The following is a 15,268-nucleotide window of genomic DNA, read 5'->3' on the forward strand; positions in this document are numbered from 1 at the left end:
AGGATTCGCTTTAGTACGAAACTTATAGGCTTGGAATGCCATACGACGCAAAATAGTCTCTATGGAAGCAAGTGATCGCCGCCCCTGTGGCACAGAAGCGGCGATTTGACCCGCTGGAAGGGTGGTGGCGAAGCCTCAGCCCCTTACATGCGGCTTAAGCAGATCCTCCAGGCCGATGCGCCGGAAAAGCTCGGCGTGCACCCGGTCGGCGACGCCATTGACGATTTCCGCACCGTCTTCCGACGGATCGATATGGATACGGAACGGGCGTGTGCCGAAGGGCATATCCACGACTTCGACGATCGCGGTCGCGACGGAGGCCGCATCAGCGTCGGCCGGTTCCAGCGAGGCGAGGCCCTTCAATGCCTGATCAGGAACGCCTGCATAAGGACCGTTGTCGTATTCGGCAGCGCGAGCCTTGTCTGCGGGCGAGCCCGAATGGGCGAAATGGTTGGTGCCCTTTGTGAAGGCGCCGGGCACGATGATCGCTGTTTCGATGCCCCAACGGGTGAGCTCCGACGCATAGGAGACAGCCAGCGAATCCATCGCCGCCTTGGCGGCGAAATAAGGCGACAGGTAGGGCGGCGTGCCGCCACGGGTGCTGGACGAGGATACCCAGACAACCAGGCCGCTGCGCTGTTTGCGCAGATGTGGCAGCACGGCGCGATTGACGCGCTGGGTGCTGAGCACGTTGATGTCGTAGAGCTCGGCAAACTGCTCCGGCGTGAAGGCTTCCGCCGGGCCGAAGGACATATGGCCGGCATTGTGGATGACGGTGTCGATACGACCCTGCTGGGCGATGATCTCGGCAATGCCGGCTTCGACCGATGTATCCGAGGCAACATCGAGCTCGACAGCTCTAAGATCGACCCCATTCTCCCTGGCGAAAGCGGCAACGGCTTCGACCTGCGGCGCGTTGCGCCCCTTGGTCTCGCGAATGCCGGCATAGACGGTATGGCCTGCTCTGGCGAGGGCACGCGCCGTCAGAGCGCCGAAACCGCTCGATGCGCCTGTTATGACGATGACTTGCTTGCTCATGATCCTGTTCCTTTTTGGATGGTTAGTTGCTGACGATGACATGATGTCGAGAGGGGTGGTGGCGGCAGGCATTGCCCTACCGCCGGAATGGCTCAGATCATGCCGCCGTTGGCGCGCAGCGTCTGGCCGTTGATCCAGCCGCCATCAGGACCGACGAGGAAGGAGACGGCGGCGGCAATGTCCGCAGGCGTGCCCAGTCGCTCCAGCGGATTCATCTTGGCCAGCCGGTCGATGAGTTCGTCGCTCTTGCCATTGAGGAATAGGTCGGTGGCCGTTGGGCCGGGAGCAACGGCGTTGACGGTGATCGAGCGGCCGCGCAGCTCCTTCGACATGATGCCCGTCAGTGTTTCGACGGCCGCCTTCGTGGCGGCATAGACGCCATAGGATTCGAGCTTGAGCCCGACGACGCTGGTCGAGAAGTTGACGATGCGGCCGCCGTCGCGCAGGCGCTTGCCGGCTTCGCGCAGCGTGTTGAACGTGCCCTTGAGGTTGATGGCGATATGATGGTCGAAATGCGCGTCGTCCGCATCGGCGATCTTGGCAAGCTGCATGATGCCGGCATTGTTGATCAGCGCGTCGACGCCGCCGAAAGCCGCCTCGGCTGCATCGAACATGCGGCGCACGGCATCGACATCGGAAACATCGGCCTTGGCGGTCAGCGCCTTGCCGCCCTTTTCTTCGATCTTGCGGGCCAGCTCCTCGGCGGCAGCTTCGCTGCCTGCATAGTTGATGACGACGGTGAACCCGTCTGCGGCCAGCCGCTGCGCAATGGCTGCGCCAATACCGCGGGATGCGCCGGTGACGATCGCTACCTTGTTGGAATTATTGCTCATTTTCTTCATCCTTGCTGGTTTTGCGCCTCAGCGCCTTTCGACGAGGAGAAGATGCCTCTTTTCATGATGCGGATAATCGGCCATTAATCGGCATCACTATCCGAAATAAGCGAACAAATAAGATGGACAGATTCGATGCCATGCGCGTGTTTTGCCGCGTCGTGGAGCGGCGCAGCTTCACGCTGGCGGCCGAAGACACCGGCCTGCCGCGCTCGACAGTGACGGATGCGATCAAGCAGTTGGAGGCGAGGCTCGGCGTGCGGCTGCTGCAGCGCACGACGCGGCATGTGAGCCCGACGCTCGACGGCGAGGCCTATTATCAGCGCTGCCTGCGCATCCTCTCCGACATAGAGGATGCCGAAGGCGCCTTTGCCGGCGCCAAGCCGAAGGGGGTGCTGCGCGTCGACGTCCATGGAACGCTGGCGCGGCACTTCGTCTTGCCGAACCTGCCGTCCTTCCTCGAAACCTACCCCGAAATCGAATTTCAGATGACCGAGGGCGACCGCTTCGTCGATCTCATCCGCGAGGGAATCGACTGCGTGCTGCGCGTCGGCACGCTGCAGGACAGCGACATGATCGGGCGTCGCGTCGCGATGCTGGAAGAGGTCACACTGGCAGCCCCGGCCTATGTGGAGCGTCACGGCATGCCCATGCATCCGGATGCGCTCGACGGCCATCGCATGGTCGGCTTCCGCTCCTCGGCGACGGGCGGCCTGCTGCCGCTGGAATTCGAGGTAGGCGGCACGCTTCGCGAGATCACCTTGCCCGCAACCATCTCCGTCAATGCGGCCGAGAGTTATTTTGCCGCGGCCAAGCTCGGCCTCGGCTTGATCCAGGTCCCGCGCTACCACGCCGAGGATGCGCTGGAAAAAGGTCAGTTGCTGCATATTCTGAAGGACTTTCCGCCGACCCGGACGCCGGTATCCATGCTCTATCCGCGCAGCCGCCAGCTTTCACCGCGCGTGCGCGTTTTCATAGACTGGCTGGTCAAGGTCTTCGCGGGACAGATCGGCGTGGAAACGCAGGCTGGATGAATATTCCGCGCAAGCGATCAAATAAATGAAATCGGCTCTTTGAATGCGTGAGGAGCACGCCTACGTCGTAGTGCATATTCCGCTGACGACGGCGTCGCGATGTTGTGGCGACCCGGCAATTTTCGAGAGAGACTGAGCCGATGACCGAACAGAAGCAATTGAAGCTCGGGGCCTTCATGCGCCCCGTCAGCCTGCATACCGGCGCATGGCGCTATCCTGGCGCCTATCCGGACGCCAATTTCAATTTCCAGCATATCAAGAGCTTTGCGCAGGAGCTCGAAAAGGCGAAGTTCGACGCCTTCTTCATGGCCGACCATCTGGCAGTCCTCAACATGCCGATCGAGGCGCTGAAGCGCAGCCACACAGTAACCTCCTTCGAGCCCTTTACCCTGCTTTCGGCGCTGGCCGCCGTCACCGACAGGATCGGCCTCGTCGCCACCGCGTCGACCACCTTCGACCAGCCCTATCATATCGCCCGCCGTTTCGCCTCGCTCGACCATATCAGCGGCGGCCGCGCCGGCTGGAATATCGTCACGACATCCAACCCGGACGCAGCCCTCAATTTCGGCCTCGACGAGCATATGGACCATGGCGAGCGCTACCACCGCGCCCGCGAATTCTACGATGTCGTCACCGGCCTCTGGGACAGCTTCGCCGACGACGCCTTCATCCGCAGTGCCGAGACCGGCATCTTCTTCGATCCGGAAAAGATGCATGTGCTCGCCCACAAGGGCGAGGAGCTCAGCGTACGCGGCCCGCTCAACATCGCCCGTTCTCCTCAAGGCTGGCCTGTCATCGTGCAGGCCGGACAATCCGATGCCGGCCGCCAGCTTGCGGCCGAGACGGCGGAAGCGGTCTTTGCCGCACCGCGCAATCTCGGCGACGGCAAGGCGATTTTCGCCGACATCAAGGGACGAATGAGAGAGATCGGCCGCAACCCCGATCATCTGAAGATCCTGCCGGCCGCCTTCATCGTCGTCGGCGATACAGTTGAAGAGGCGAAGGCCAAGCGGGCGAAGCTCGACAGCCTCGTTCACTACGACAGCGCCATCGCATCTCTGTCGATTGCGCTCGGCCATGATGCCTCCGACTTCGATCCGGATGGCCTGCTGCCTGAAATTCCGGATACCAATGCCAGCAAGAGCGGACGCGAACGCGTCATCGCGCTTGCCGAAGCAGAGAAGCTGACCGTACGCCAGCTTGCCCAGCGTCTCGGCGGCTATGCCGGCCTCGCCTTCGTCGGCACGCCGCAAACCATCGCCGACGAGATGGAGCAATGGCTGCACGAGGAAGGCTCCGACGGCTTCAATGTCGTCTTCCCGTTCCTGCCGCAGGGCCTCCTCGACGTGACGACCCGCGTCGTTCCGGAGCTGCAGCGCCGCGGTATTTTCCGCCGCGAATACGAAGGCACGACCTTGCGCGAGCATCTGGGCCTGCCGCGCCCGGACAATCGGTTCTTCAAGGCAATGCCTGCGGCAGCGCAGTGAGAGATACCAATGAGCCATATCACGCCGATCGATTACGAGACCGCCTCCGACGCCGTGCGTGCCGAGCACGACCGCGAAGTGGAGCTGCGCGGCCGCATGACGAATATGAAGCGGACACTGCTGCATTCGCCGGTGGCGCATCGCATCTATGCCGAATGGTTCACGCTGCGCGAGGAGCTGCGCCCGGCACTTGATGATCGCGCCGTCTGGCTTCTCTGCCAGGCCATTGCAACGGAATGCTGCTCGATCATCCCGGTCGGCTTCTTCCGCCGCGCGCTGATCAATGCGGGGCTGACGCCGGAGACCATCGTGCCGAGCGAAGACGAGGCCCTGCTGATCGATTTCGGCAAAGCTATCGTCAGGGATTCCAATGCCGTTCCCGAGGAATTGTGGGAGCGGCTGAAGGCGCGCTATGACGAGCCCACGCTCGTCAACCTCGTCGCCTTCGCCGGCATCATGATCGCCACGGCGATCTACACCAACGCCGTGAAGGTGGATATCGACCCGGAGCTTGGGCCTTATCTGGAAGGGTTTGAGCTGCCCGCCAAATAGCGGAACGGCCCCTCACCCTAGCCCTCTCCCCGCTCGCGGGGAGAGGGGACAACCTCTGTACCCTCGCTTAGACCAGAGCTGAAAGAGGGATGGTGATGGTGCTTCTATCCCCTTCTCCCCGTCAAAAACGGGGAGAAGGTGCCCGACAGGGCGGATGAGGGGCTCTCTCCGTCTGCGCCAACCCTACCCCGAAATCACCGTCTCGAACTTCGGATTGCCACGGATCGTGTTGCTGACCGTGCAGATCTCGTCTTCGGCGGCATGCGCGATCGCGTTGCGGATCTCGTCGCCGAAATCGCCCTTGATGGTGAAGGCGATATTGAATTTCTCGACGCGGGAAAGCCCTTCCGTCGCCTTTTCGCCTGTTACGACGGCGGTGACTTCGGTGAGCTTGTCGAGCACGCCGAGGCTGCTCGCCGCCATGCGGGCGCTGAGAACCAGACAGGCCGACAGCGACGAATAGAGCAGATCGAGCGGGTTGAATCCCGGCTGCGACGGCGAGGTGACGATGTCGATTTCGCCACCCGTCACCGATGTCACGTGCGGAAGACCGGTGCGGCCAACCGTGGCGGTGGCACCGGTCTGTCTCGTCTTCACCTTCAATTCGGCCATTTCGAAAATCCTTCAAATCGTGCAATAAAACCCTTGCTCAGAACATAGGGATTCACATCCTCGGACACAATTGCCGCTGTGGCCTCTTGCGTGTCGGCGCGAGTTAAGCCACCAAATGGTTACAAGCTCATCGCAGACAGGCACTTTGACATGACCGTTTCCGATCCCCGCGCCTTCCTCACCTCCCTGTTCGACGCAGCCGTGCGTGCGGCCGATCCGCTGACCGGCATTCGCGCGCATCTGCCGGCCAAGCCGAAAGGACGGACGATCGTCATCGGCGCCGGCAAAGGCTCGGCACAAATGGCGGCGGCACTGGAGCAATGCTGGGATGGTCCGCTCGAAGGGCTGGTGGTGACGCGATATGGTTTCGCAGCGCCTTGCCGCCAGATCGAGATCATCGAAGCTGCCCATCCCGTGCCCGATGAGGCAGGTCTGATCGCCTCCGGCCGGCTGCTGAAGTTCGTCGAAGGCCTGACGGAGGACGATCTGGTGATCGCCCTCATTTCCGGCGGCGGCTCGGCGCTGCTGCCGTCGCCGGCCGGCTCTTTGACGCTGGCTGACGAGATCGCCGTCAACAAGGCACTGCTCGCTTCCGGCGCGCCGATTTCGGCGATGAACGTCATCCGCAAGCATCTGTCGACCATCAAGGGCGGCCGCCTCGCAGCGGCAGCTCATCCGGCCAAGGTCGTCTCGCTTGTTGTCTCGGATATTCCCGGCGACGATCCGGCTCTTGTCGCTTCCGGGCCAACCGTGCCGGGTGCCGGCACGCGTGCGGAGGCGCTCGATCTCATCCGCCTCTACCGGATCGAGCTGCCCGCCGCCGTTCTCGCGCATATCGAAAGACAGGAGGCCGATGCGCCCCGGCCCGATGATCCACGCTTTGCCGGCAACGAGGTGCATCTCATCGCCTCTGCCGGCGTCTCCCTGGAGGCGGCTGCCGAAGTGGCACGCGCCGCCGGCATCGAAACGGCCATTCTCTCTGATGCCATCGAGGGAGAAGCCCGCGAAGCCGCACACATGCATGCCGCCATCGCCCGCGAGGTGCTGCACCGCAACCGGCCCTTCACAAGGCCGATCGTACTGCTCTCGGGCGGCGAAACGACGGTGACCCTGAGAGGCAAAGGCAAGGGCGGCCGAAACTCCGAATTCCTGCTGTCGCTGGCGATGGACATAGACGGCCATGGCGGTATTTATGCCATGGCCGCGGATACCGACGGCATCGACGGCAGCGAGGACAATGCCGGCGCCTTTGCCGACGCCGGCACGGTGGCGCGGCTGCGCAACGCCGGAGTGATCCCAGCCGAAATGCTTGTGAATAACGATGCCTGGACGGCGTTCAACGCCATTGGCGATCTCTTCGTCCCCGGCCCGACGGGAACGAATGTCAACGATTTCCGCGCCATTCTGATCGTGTAAACGCTGGGGTAGATGCAAGTCAGGTGCCGACGGTGCAGTCGTCGCAGCGCCAGTAGGCGGCCGCCATCGATGTCCATCGAAGAAAGTGGCGGCTGCAATGCATGCACTCGATTTCGACGACATGCGTCTTCTCGGCAATGACGTGCGTCTTGGCCTTGCGTTCGTTCTTCCACTGTTCAAGCTTCGTGACGGCCATCATTACCTTCCGCGCAACACTTCGGCCTCGACAAGGTCTTCACTAAAGTAGGCTGAACTAATGAAAGAAATATTGCAAGTGCGAAGGCACAGCCAATTCCTATACCCGGGAAGGACGAAAGGAGCCGTCCGTCGCACGCGCCTGACTTAATAATCGGTCAGTTGGCGGCCGCCGCGGTCTCTCGCGAAAGGTGGGCGTTTTACTTTAGATTCATCTCTCGACGGCACCGTCAAAAAAATCACAACCGCGGATATCGCCATTTTCGCGCTGAACACCATGTCAATGATGGGTTCCTTTACCCCTAATACGGAAACGAGAGGCATCATCATCATGCGCCAATTCCGCCTGCGGGCGATCTCCTCGGCCACTCTGGTCACATTCGCTCTTTTCTCCATCACGACAGTCCGAGCCGCCTCGCCGCCGCCGGTGGAGGCCGAGCATGGCATGGTGGTCACCGCCCAGCATCTGGCCACAGATGTCGGCGTGCAGGTGCTGAAAAGCGGCGGCAATGCCGTCGATGCCGCGGTCGCGGTCGGCTATGCGCTGGCCGTGGTCTATCCGACCGCCGGAAATATCGGCGGCGGCGGCTTCATGACCATCCGCTTGCGGGACGGCAAGACCACATTCCTGGATTTTCGTGAGCGCGCACCGCTTGCAGCCACCAAAGGCATGTATCTTGACGACAAGGGCAATGTCGTCAAAGGCGCAAGCACCGATGGCTATCTTGCCGTCGGCGTACCAGGCTCGGTCATGGGTTTCGAAACGGCCCGCGAGAAATACGGCACCAAGTCCCGCCAGGATCTGATGGCGCCCGCCATTCGCTATGCCAAGGAAGGCTTCACGCTCAATCAGGCCGATGCGGCCGAGCTGAACGGGGGCAAGAAATGGCTCGCGCGCGATCCGGCCACGGCCGCGATCTTCACCAAGGTGGACGGAACGCCCTTTGCAACCGGCGATAAGCTGACGCAGCCGGATCTCGCCAATGCTCTTTCCGGCATTTCGGAACAGGGGCCGGATGGCTTCTACAAGGGACCCATCGCCAACGCCATCGTCAAGGCAAGCCAGGACAAGGGCGGCATTCTCGCAAACCAGGATTTCGAGCAATATAAGGTCCGCGAACTCGATCCCGTGAAGTGCGACTATCGCGGCTACGAGATCATTTCCTCGCCACCGCCCTCTTCCGGCGGCATCATCATCTGCGAAATCCTCAACGTGCTGGAAGGCTACCCGCTTTCCTATGCCGGCTATGCCTCGGCTGATACGGTGCATTTCATGACCGAAGCCATGCGTTACGCCTATGTCGACCGCAATTCGGCTCTCGGCGATCCAGACTTCGTCGACAACCCGGTCAGCAAGCTGCTGGACAAAGACTATGCCAAGAAGATCCGCGACAGCATCAATCCCTACAAGGCCGGCATTTCCAAGGATTTGATGCCGAAGGGCCTCGGCGAAAGCCATGAGACGACGCATTATTCGATCATCGACAACGATGGCAACGCGGTTGCCGTCACCTATACGCTGAACGGTTCCTTCGGCGCCGGCGTCGTCGCGCCCGGAACGGGCATCCTCTTGAACAACGAGATGGACGACTTCACCTCCAAGCCGGGCGTGCCCAACCTCTATGGCCTGGTGCAGGGCGAAGCCAATGCCATCCAGCCTAACAAGACGCCGCTTTCATCCATGAGCCCGACGATCATCGCCAAGGACGGCAAGCCCTTCATGGTGATCGGCAGCCCCGGCGGCTCGCGCATCATCACCATCACGCTCGAAGCGATCATCAACGTCATCGATTTCGGCATGAATATCCAGCAGGCGATCGACGCACCGCGCATCCATCATCAATGGCTGCCGGATAAGATCTATACCGAACCCTATGCGCTTTCACCCGATACGATGAAGCTGCTGGCCGGCATGGGCTACACGATTCAGGTCGGCGGCGACTGGCCGGTCTGGGGTCAGGCCGCAGGCATTCTGGTCGGCGGCAAGAGCCTCGGCGATATCGCCAAGGGCGGCGGCGCCCGCTACAACGGCGCCATGGACAGCCGCGCCGGCTCGGGCCTTGCCGAAGGCTACTGACCGCTTCCCCACGTGCCATCGCGACACTACAGGCCGGTGCCGTCATCTTTCGGCACCGGCATTTTTGCGCGCAACGTCTAAGACCGAAACGCCGACGCGCGCACCATCTTACATGGTAAAATGAACGGTGAGTGCCACAACCACGGCATAATGCCTCATCTGTTCATCTGGCATTCATCCGTTGTTGCATTCCTGCCCGGCTGCGTCATTTTTTCCATTTCGATCAATAAGTTTTGCGATTTCTGATATAGAAATCGCGCGCGAGCGGGAGTATACAGGCGGCTATTCGAACCGGCCTTGGCGCCGCGACCAGACTTGCGGTTCTGTCTCCGGACCCCTCCGCACCATCGAGAGCGATCCCCGACAATGTCGGATCAGATATTCCAGGCCGCCCCCACCCGGCGGGCCGCACCGAATTTTCGTGTAGTAGCGCTTATCGTAGCAAGCGCGATGTTCATGGAACAGCTTGACGCGACAGTGCTCGCAACAGCCCTTCCGACCATGGCAAGAGATTTCGGCGTCAGCGCGCCGGCCATGAGTATCTCGCTGACTTCATACCTTCTCAGCCTCGCGATCTTCATTCCCGCCAGCGGCGCCATCGCCGACCGTTTCGGGTCGCGCACCGTCTTCCGATCCGCCATTGCGGTCTTCGTTGTCGGCTCACTTCTCTGCGCACAGGCGCCGAACCTGTTCTTCCTCGTCATCGCGCGGCTCCTCCAGGGTCTCGGCGGCGCCATGATGCTGCCTGTGGGACGTCTGGTGCTGATGCGCAGCGTCGCCCGCAAGGATATGGTGAACGCTATGTCCTGGCTGCTCATTCCGGCGCTCGTCGGTCCCATCCTCGGGCCTCCCGTCGGCGGCATGTTCGTTACCTATCTCGACTGGCGTTGGATCTTCTATATCAATGTGCCCATCGGCGTCATCGGCTTCATACTGGTGACGATGTTCATCGAAGATGTGAAAGGCCCGCGCAACGGCCGTTTCGACCTGTCGGGCTTCATTCTATCAGGCATTTCGCTCGGCTCGCTGCTTTTCGGCTTCGAGATGTCCAGCCGTGAGGGCGAAGGCTATATGGCCGTCTTCCTCATCTCGGTCGGCCTGCTCTTCGGCATCGCCTATCTTCGCCATGCCCGCAAGCATCCATCGCCGATCATGGATTTCTCGCTGATGAAGGTGCCGACCTTCCGCACATCGGTTATCGCCGGCTCGTTGACGCGCATCAGCCAGGGCGCCCATCCCTTCCTCATTCCGCTGATGCTGCAGCTCGGTTTTGGCCTTTCAGCCGCCGCAGCCGGCCAGATCGCCATCGCGACCGCGCTCGGCTCCATGGCCATGAAGCCGTTCCAGGTCCGCATCCTGCGCACGCTCGGCTTTCGTACCGCCCTCATCATCTTCGGTCTGATCGGCACGCTCGGCTACGGACTGTGCTCCATCTTCCAGCCCGACTGGCCGCTGCCTGTCATCTTCGTGATCTTGTTCTTCTGCGGCTTCTTCATGTCGTTCCAGTTCACGGCCTACAACACGATCGCCTATGACGAAATCGAGCGCGACCGGATGAGCATAGCGACCAGCTTCTATTCGACCTTCCAGCAGCTGATGCTTTCTCTCGGCATCTGCATCGCTGCCCTTGCCCTGCACGGCTCGACGCAGCTGCGCGGACATGCGAAAGCCGAAATGAGCGACTTCTCCGTCGCCTTCATCGTCGTCACAGCCATCGCGCTTCTTGCGGTCATCTGGAACGCCAGATTCTCGCGCACGGCCGGCTCGGAGATCAGCGGCCACCGCCGCAAATCGCCGGCGGATGGGCTCGGCGAACACTGAGTCGGCCATACCGCTCAACTGCAAAGACAAAATAAAAAGCGCCGATCATCGAGCGGCGCTATCGGTCTTGATAGACGGTCTTGTCTACCCTGCTCAACCGGAGCTGATTGCAGACAACAAAAAAGGCCGGGCTGACCCGACCTCTTCCTTCATTGTCTCGACGATCGATGCCAGTATATCCGTGGCCAAAGATCGGAAACAAATGGCTTACATGGCTTCCAGCTGATCAGCCGACATCTTGCCCGAGCGCTTGTCCTTGACAAGCTCGTAGGAAATCTTCTGGCCGTCGCGGAGAGTGCTCATTCCAGCGCGTTCAACGGCTGAAATATGCACGAAAACGTCCGTCGCGCCATCATCGGGCTGAATGAAACCAAAACCCTTGGCAGCATTGAACCACTTTACAGTACCTGTGCTCATAACGATGACCTTTCAATCGCTCATATAATAATCCCAATCCAGGGAATAACTGGATGGCAGTACACCGATTTTGAGAGGAAGCTCGTCAGTATTGCGCGGAACGCGTCGCAGCAAAGTTCAATCACCAATATCGATGCCGGTGCTTATATCCGATATGCATATTCCTCACAAGCAGAAACACCTAAAATATCGAAACAGCCAGATATCTGATCAAAAACCGGCCCGGATAGAGGAAAATCCAGACACAATTTTGGATTGAAAAAACGAAGGGTTTTCAATTGATTTCCCGCTATTTCCATTATTTTTCGCCAGGCTTCATCGGGTATTTTTCGTCAAGTTGCAGCTTGTGATAGAGCTTCCATCGACTGTTTCCGCCAAGGGTCGCGGAATTATATCGCTTATTCGGCGCATCATCTGCTACAGGATGAAATCATAAGTCCTGCAAGCGCGGTCGATCACCGCGCAGTATTTGCAACCAACGCCAACGCCGACACGAACCATGGAGGCCGATATGGCGCCACCCAACAAAGACAATCTATTCGGCTCCAAGAAACAGGCAGCTCCGGCCAAGGCCAATCAGCTCGATTCCACCGTCAAGGAAATCCTCGCCAGCGAACAGGCGATGCGCGCGCGGAAAACGGCTCGCCTGCGTGAGCTTCGCCTCGAGAAGGAGGCATCGCAACCGCCGCCGGAGCCAAAGACGAAGGCCAAGCGGAAGACGGCAAAAGCATCCGAAGCGGCCAAATCCGAATCCGAAAAATAACATAGCCCGATAGACGTCATTGCGCATTTCGTGAACACACCCTCCACGTCCCGCGCATTGAACAGACGGCAGCTTGTGCCCTAGATTGCGACCAATCTCACAATCGAGTCTGGAGCAACCATGGTCGCCGGCATCCACCACGTCACGCTGATCACCCGCAAGGTACAAGCGAATGTCGATTTCTACGTCGGCTTCCTTGGCATGCGCCTCGTCAAGCGCGCGGGCGGCTTCGAGGATGCCACCCAGCTTCATCTGCTCTATGGCGACGCGAAGGGTTCACCCGGTTCGCTGGTGACCTTCCTCGTCTGGGAGGACGGCTCGCCGGGCCGCGCCGGCGTCGGCCAGGTCGGCGAGATTTCGCTTGGCATCGACCCCATGAGTATCGGTTTCTGGCTGACGCGTGCCTTGAGCGCCGGCCTGAAGCCGGAAGGCCCTTTCGAGGAATTCGGCGAACCGGTCCTGCGGCTGAAGGATCCCGACGGCATCATCGTCAAGCTGGTCGGCACCAACGCCTTGCAGGCGGCCGCCCCCTGGACGAACGATACTATCCCGCAGGAGCACGCCATTCGCCGCATTCGCGGGGCGACGCTGTTCAGCGAAACGCCGGACGAGACGCGGGAGCTTCTGGTCAACCATTTCGACTATCGGCCGCAGGCAACCAATGGCGCCATCAGCCGGCTCGTGTCGGAACCCGGCGATATCATCGACATCAGGGATGCGCGCGGCTTCTGGGCGAGTGCACCGGGCACGGGTACGGTCGACCACGTCGCCTTTCGCGCTGCCGACGATGCCGAGCTTCAGTCCGTGCGGACAGCATTACAGGCCGTCAATTCCTGGCCGACCGCGATGCATGACCGCAAGTATTTCCGCTCGCTCTATGTTCGCGAACCCGGCCGCATCCTCTTCGAACTGGCAACGGATGCACCGGGCATGCTGGTCGATGAGGATGAGACAACGCTCGGCACGCGCCTCTTTTCGCCTGACGACAAGCCTGAGCGACAGGCCGAGCTGGAGGTGATCCTGCCGCAGTTCTCCATGCCCGGCGACCCGCGCGTCATCTATCGCGACCTGCCCTTCATCCATCGCTTCTTCACGCCGCAGCAGCCGAACGGCAATATCTTCGTCCTGTTGCACGGCTCCGGCGCCAACGAGACGGCGATGTTGCCGATTGCCCATAAGATCGATGCCCATGCGACGCTGCTCGGCGTGCGCGGCCGGGCGCTCGAAGAAGGCGCGCCGCGCTGGTTTCGCCGGAACGGGCCCATGTCCTTCGATCAGGACGATATCGTCAGCGAAGCGGAGGCCTTCGCCGCTTTCATCGACGGCGCGATCCATGCCTATGGCCTCGATCCGGAGCGCATGGTCTATATCGGCTATTCGAACGGCGCCAACCTGCTCGGCGCCATGCTGTCACTGCACCCGCAACTCATTCGCCGCGCGGTGCTGCTGCGGTCCATGGCCGTGCTGACCGATCCGCCGGCGGTGGATATGTCGACCGCCGACGTGCTTGTTATCGCAGGCGAGAAGGATCTGTACGGCCCATACACCCAGCCCCTTGCGGAGCGCCTGCAGAACGGCCGCGCAAAGGTCGAGCTTGCGACCGTTCCTGCTGGTCACGAGCTTGACGATGCCGATTTGCCGGTCATTCAGCGCTGGCTGAAGCAGTCCGTGTGCCCCCTTCCCCCCAAAAGGGGAGAAGGTACTTGAGGCAGATGATCAACTCTTGAAGGTGTATTCGGTGATCGACTCCGGCTTCATCTCGATCGAGAAGCCCGGCAGGCTTGGCGGCATGTAAGCGGCATCGCGGATGATGCACGGGTCGATGAAGTGCTCGTGCAGATGGTCGACATATTCGATGACGCGGCCGTCCTTGGTGCCGGACACGGCGATGTAGTCGATCATCGACAGATGCTGCACATATTCGCAGAGCCCAACGCCGCCGGCATGCGGCCAGACCGGCAATCCATACTTGGCGGCAATCAGCAGCACGGCCAGAACTTCGTTGAGACCGCCCATACGGCAGGAATCGATCTGCACGATATCGATCGCGCCTTCGGCGATGAACTGCTTGAACATGATGCGGTTCTGGCACATTTCACCTGTGGCCACCTTCACCGGGCCGATCGCCTCGCGGATCTTGCGATGGCCGGCGACGTCGTCCGGGCTGGTCGGCTCTTCGATGAAGAACGGCTTTGCAAAGGCAAGCTTGCGCACCCAGTCGATCGCCTGACCGACTTCCCAGACCTGATTGGCATCGATCATCAGGTAGCGATCGGGACCGATCACCTCGCGGGCGATGGTAAGGCGGCGGATATCGTCTTCGAGATCGCGGCCGACCTTCATCTTCACATGATTGAAACCGGCATCGATAGCCTCCTTGCAGAGGCGGCGCAGCTTGGCATCGTCATAGCCGAGCCAGCCGGCCGAGGTCGTGTAGCAGGCATAGCCCTCGCGCTCGAGCGTGGCGATACGATCCGCCTTGCCGGCTTCCGCCTTCTTCAGAATGGCGACCGCTTCGTCACGGGTGAGCACGTCAGTCAGATAGCGATAGTCGACGATATCGGCGATGTGCTCCGAATCCATCTCCGCGACCAGGCGCCAGACCGGCTTGCCTGCCTCCTTGGCAAGCAGATCCCAGACGGCATTGACTACCGCGCCGGTAGCAAGGTGCATCGCACCCTTTTCGGGGCCGATCCAGCGCAACTGGCTGTCGCTGGTCAGATGCCGCCAGTACTTGCCGGGGTTTTCCAGCACCGTCGCAAGCTCGGTGCCGACAACCAGATGCCGCATCGCCTCGATCGCCATGCAGCAGATGTCGTTGCCGCGCCCGATGGTGAAGGTCAGGCCGTGGCCCGCAAGGCCCGGCCTGTCGGTCTCGAGAATGACATAGGCCGCCGAATAATCCGGATCCGGATTCATCGCATCGGAGCCGTCGAGGCTCTGCGATGTCGGGAAGCGCAAATCGAAAACGCGAAGATTGGTGATGCGCGTCATTGGAAAACTCCTTCTAAATCCATCGGCCG

General features: G+C 60.9%; 14 protein-coding genes. 8 read left to right on the plus strand and 6 right to left on the minus strand.

What is annotated here, in order from left to right; genetic code table 11:
- Positions 1 to 135 precede the first annotated feature (135 nt).
- Together GA0061101_RS07250 and GA0061101_RS07255 are read right to left on the minus strand one after the other, a co-directional pair.
- Positions 136 to 1,038 (minus strand): SDR family oxidoreductase, encoded by a 903-nt coding sequence (locus GA0061101_RS07250; RefSeq protein ID WP_092573341.1) that lies wholly within the window; start codon positions 1,036 to 1,038, stop codon positions 136 to 138.
- 92 nt (positions 1,039 to 1,130) lie between these two features.
- A complete protein-coding gene (locus GA0061101_RS07255) occupies positions 1,131 to 1,871 on the minus strand; it encodes an SDR family oxidoreductase (protein ID WP_092573533.1) in 741 nt (246 codons plus the stop codon).
- 122 nt (positions 1,872 to 1,993) lie between these two features.
- Between GA0061101_RS07255 and GA0061101_RS07260 the strand changes: the two genes are divergently transcribed.
- The 3 genes from GA0061101_RS07260 to GA0061101_RS07270 all read left to right on the plus strand — a co-directional run bounded on the left by GA0061101_RS07260 (position 1,994) and on the right by GA0061101_RS07270 (position 4,944).
- On the plus strand, positions 1,994 to 2,905 hold the full coding sequence (locus GA0061101_RS07260) for a LysR family transcriptional regulator (protein WP_092573342.1): 912 nt from the start codon (positions 1,994 to 1,996) through the stop codon (positions 2,903 to 2,905).
- Positions 2,906 to 3,045: 140 nt separating this feature from the next.
- Positions 3,046 to 4,392, plus strand: coding sequence for an LLM class flavin-dependent oxidoreductase (locus GA0061101_RS07265; protein ID WP_092573343.1), 1,347 nt, complete (start codon positions 3,046 to 3,048; stop codon positions 4,390 to 4,392).
- Positions 4,393 to 4,401: 9 nt separating this feature from the next.
- On the plus strand, positions 4,402 to 4,944 hold the full coding sequence (locus GA0061101_RS07270; protein WP_092573344.1) for a carboxymuconolactone decarboxylase family protein: 543 nt from the start codon (positions 4,402 to 4,404) through the stop codon (positions 4,942 to 4,944).
- Positions 4,945 to 5,127: 183 nt separating this feature from the next.
- On the opposite strand, the gene GA0061101_RS07275 is transcribed toward GA0061101_RS07270, so the two are convergent.
- Positions 5,128 to 5,556: an OsmC family protein gene (locus tag GA0061101_RS07275; protein WP_034503705.1), complete on the minus strand. Its 429-nt coding sequence runs from the start codon at positions 5,554 to 5,556 to the stop codon at positions 5,128 to 5,130.
- A 150-nt stretch (positions 5,557 to 5,706) separates the two neighbouring features.
- On the opposite strand from GA0061101_RS07275, the gene GA0061101_RS07280 reads away from it, so the two are divergent.
- Entirely contained in the window at positions 5,707 to 6,972 is a 1,266-nt protein-coding gene (locus tag GA0061101_RS07280) for a glycerate kinase type-2 family protein (RefSeq protein ID WP_092573345.1), read from the plus strand.
- A 19-nt stretch (positions 6,973 to 6,991) separates the two neighbouring features.
- On the opposite strand, the gene GA0061101_RS39305 is transcribed toward GA0061101_RS07280, so the two are convergent.
- A complete protein-coding gene (locus GA0061101_RS39305) occupies positions 6,992 to 7,168 on the minus strand; it encodes a hypothetical protein (RefSeq protein WP_167669532.1) in 177 nt (58 codons plus the stop codon).
- A gap of 330 nt (positions 7,169 to 7,498) precedes the next feature.
- On the opposite strand from GA0061101_RS39305, the gene ggt reads away from it, so the two are divergent.
- Together ggt and GA0061101_RS07295 are read left to right on the plus strand one after the other, a co-directional pair.
- Positions 7,499 to 9,244, plus strand: coding sequence for a gamma-glutamyltransferase (gene ggt, locus GA0061101_RS07290; RefSeq protein WP_092573347.1), 1,746 nt, complete (start codon positions 7,499 to 7,501; stop codon positions 9,242 to 9,244).
- Between the two features lie 366 nt (positions 9,245 to 9,610).
- The gene (locus GA0061101_RS07295) at positions 9,611 to 11,065 is read left to right on the plus strand and encodes an MFS transporter (RefSeq protein WP_037196552.1); all 1,455 of its coding nucleotides are present in this window, start codon (positions 9,611 to 9,613) and stop codon (positions 11,063 to 11,065) included.
- Positions 11,066 to 11,272: 207 nt separating this feature from the next.
- On the opposite strand, the gene GA0061101_RS07305 is transcribed toward GA0061101_RS07295, so the two are convergent.
- On the minus strand, positions 11,273 to 11,482 hold the full coding sequence (locus GA0061101_RS07305; RefSeq protein WP_034503699.1) for a cold-shock protein: 210 nt from the start codon (positions 11,480 to 11,482) through the stop codon (positions 11,273 to 11,275).
- Between the two features lie 511 nt (positions 11,483 to 11,993).
- Here GA0061101_RS07305 and GA0061101_RS07310 point away from each other — a divergent pair.
- Entirely contained in the window at positions 11,994 to 12,245 is a 252-nt protein-coding gene (locus GA0061101_RS07310; RefSeq protein WP_037196550.1) for a hypothetical protein, read from the plus strand.
- 120 nt (positions 12,246 to 12,365) lie between these two features.
- The gene (locus GA0061101_RS07315) at positions 12,366 to 13,952 is read left to right on the plus strand and encodes a VOC family protein (RefSeq protein ID WP_092573350.1); all 1,587 of its coding nucleotides are present in this window, start codon (positions 12,366 to 12,368) and stop codon (positions 13,950 to 13,952) included.
- Positions 13,953 to 13,961: 9 nt separating this feature from the next.
- Here GA0061101_RS07315 and GA0061101_RS07320 read toward each other — a convergent pair whose 3' ends face one another.
- Complete coding sequence (locus tag GA0061101_RS07320) at positions 13,962 to 15,239, minus strand: L-fuconate dehydratase (RefSeq protein ID WP_092573351.1); 1,278 nt, start codon at positions 15,237 to 15,239, stop codon at positions 13,962 to 13,964.
- Positions 15,240 to 15,268 lie beyond the last annotated feature (29 nt).

This window comes from Martinezella lusitana, from assembly GCF_900094565.1.
GTDB lineage: Bacteria > Pseudomonadota > Alphaproteobacteria > Rhizobiales > Rhizobiaceae > Rhizobium > Rhizobium lusitanum.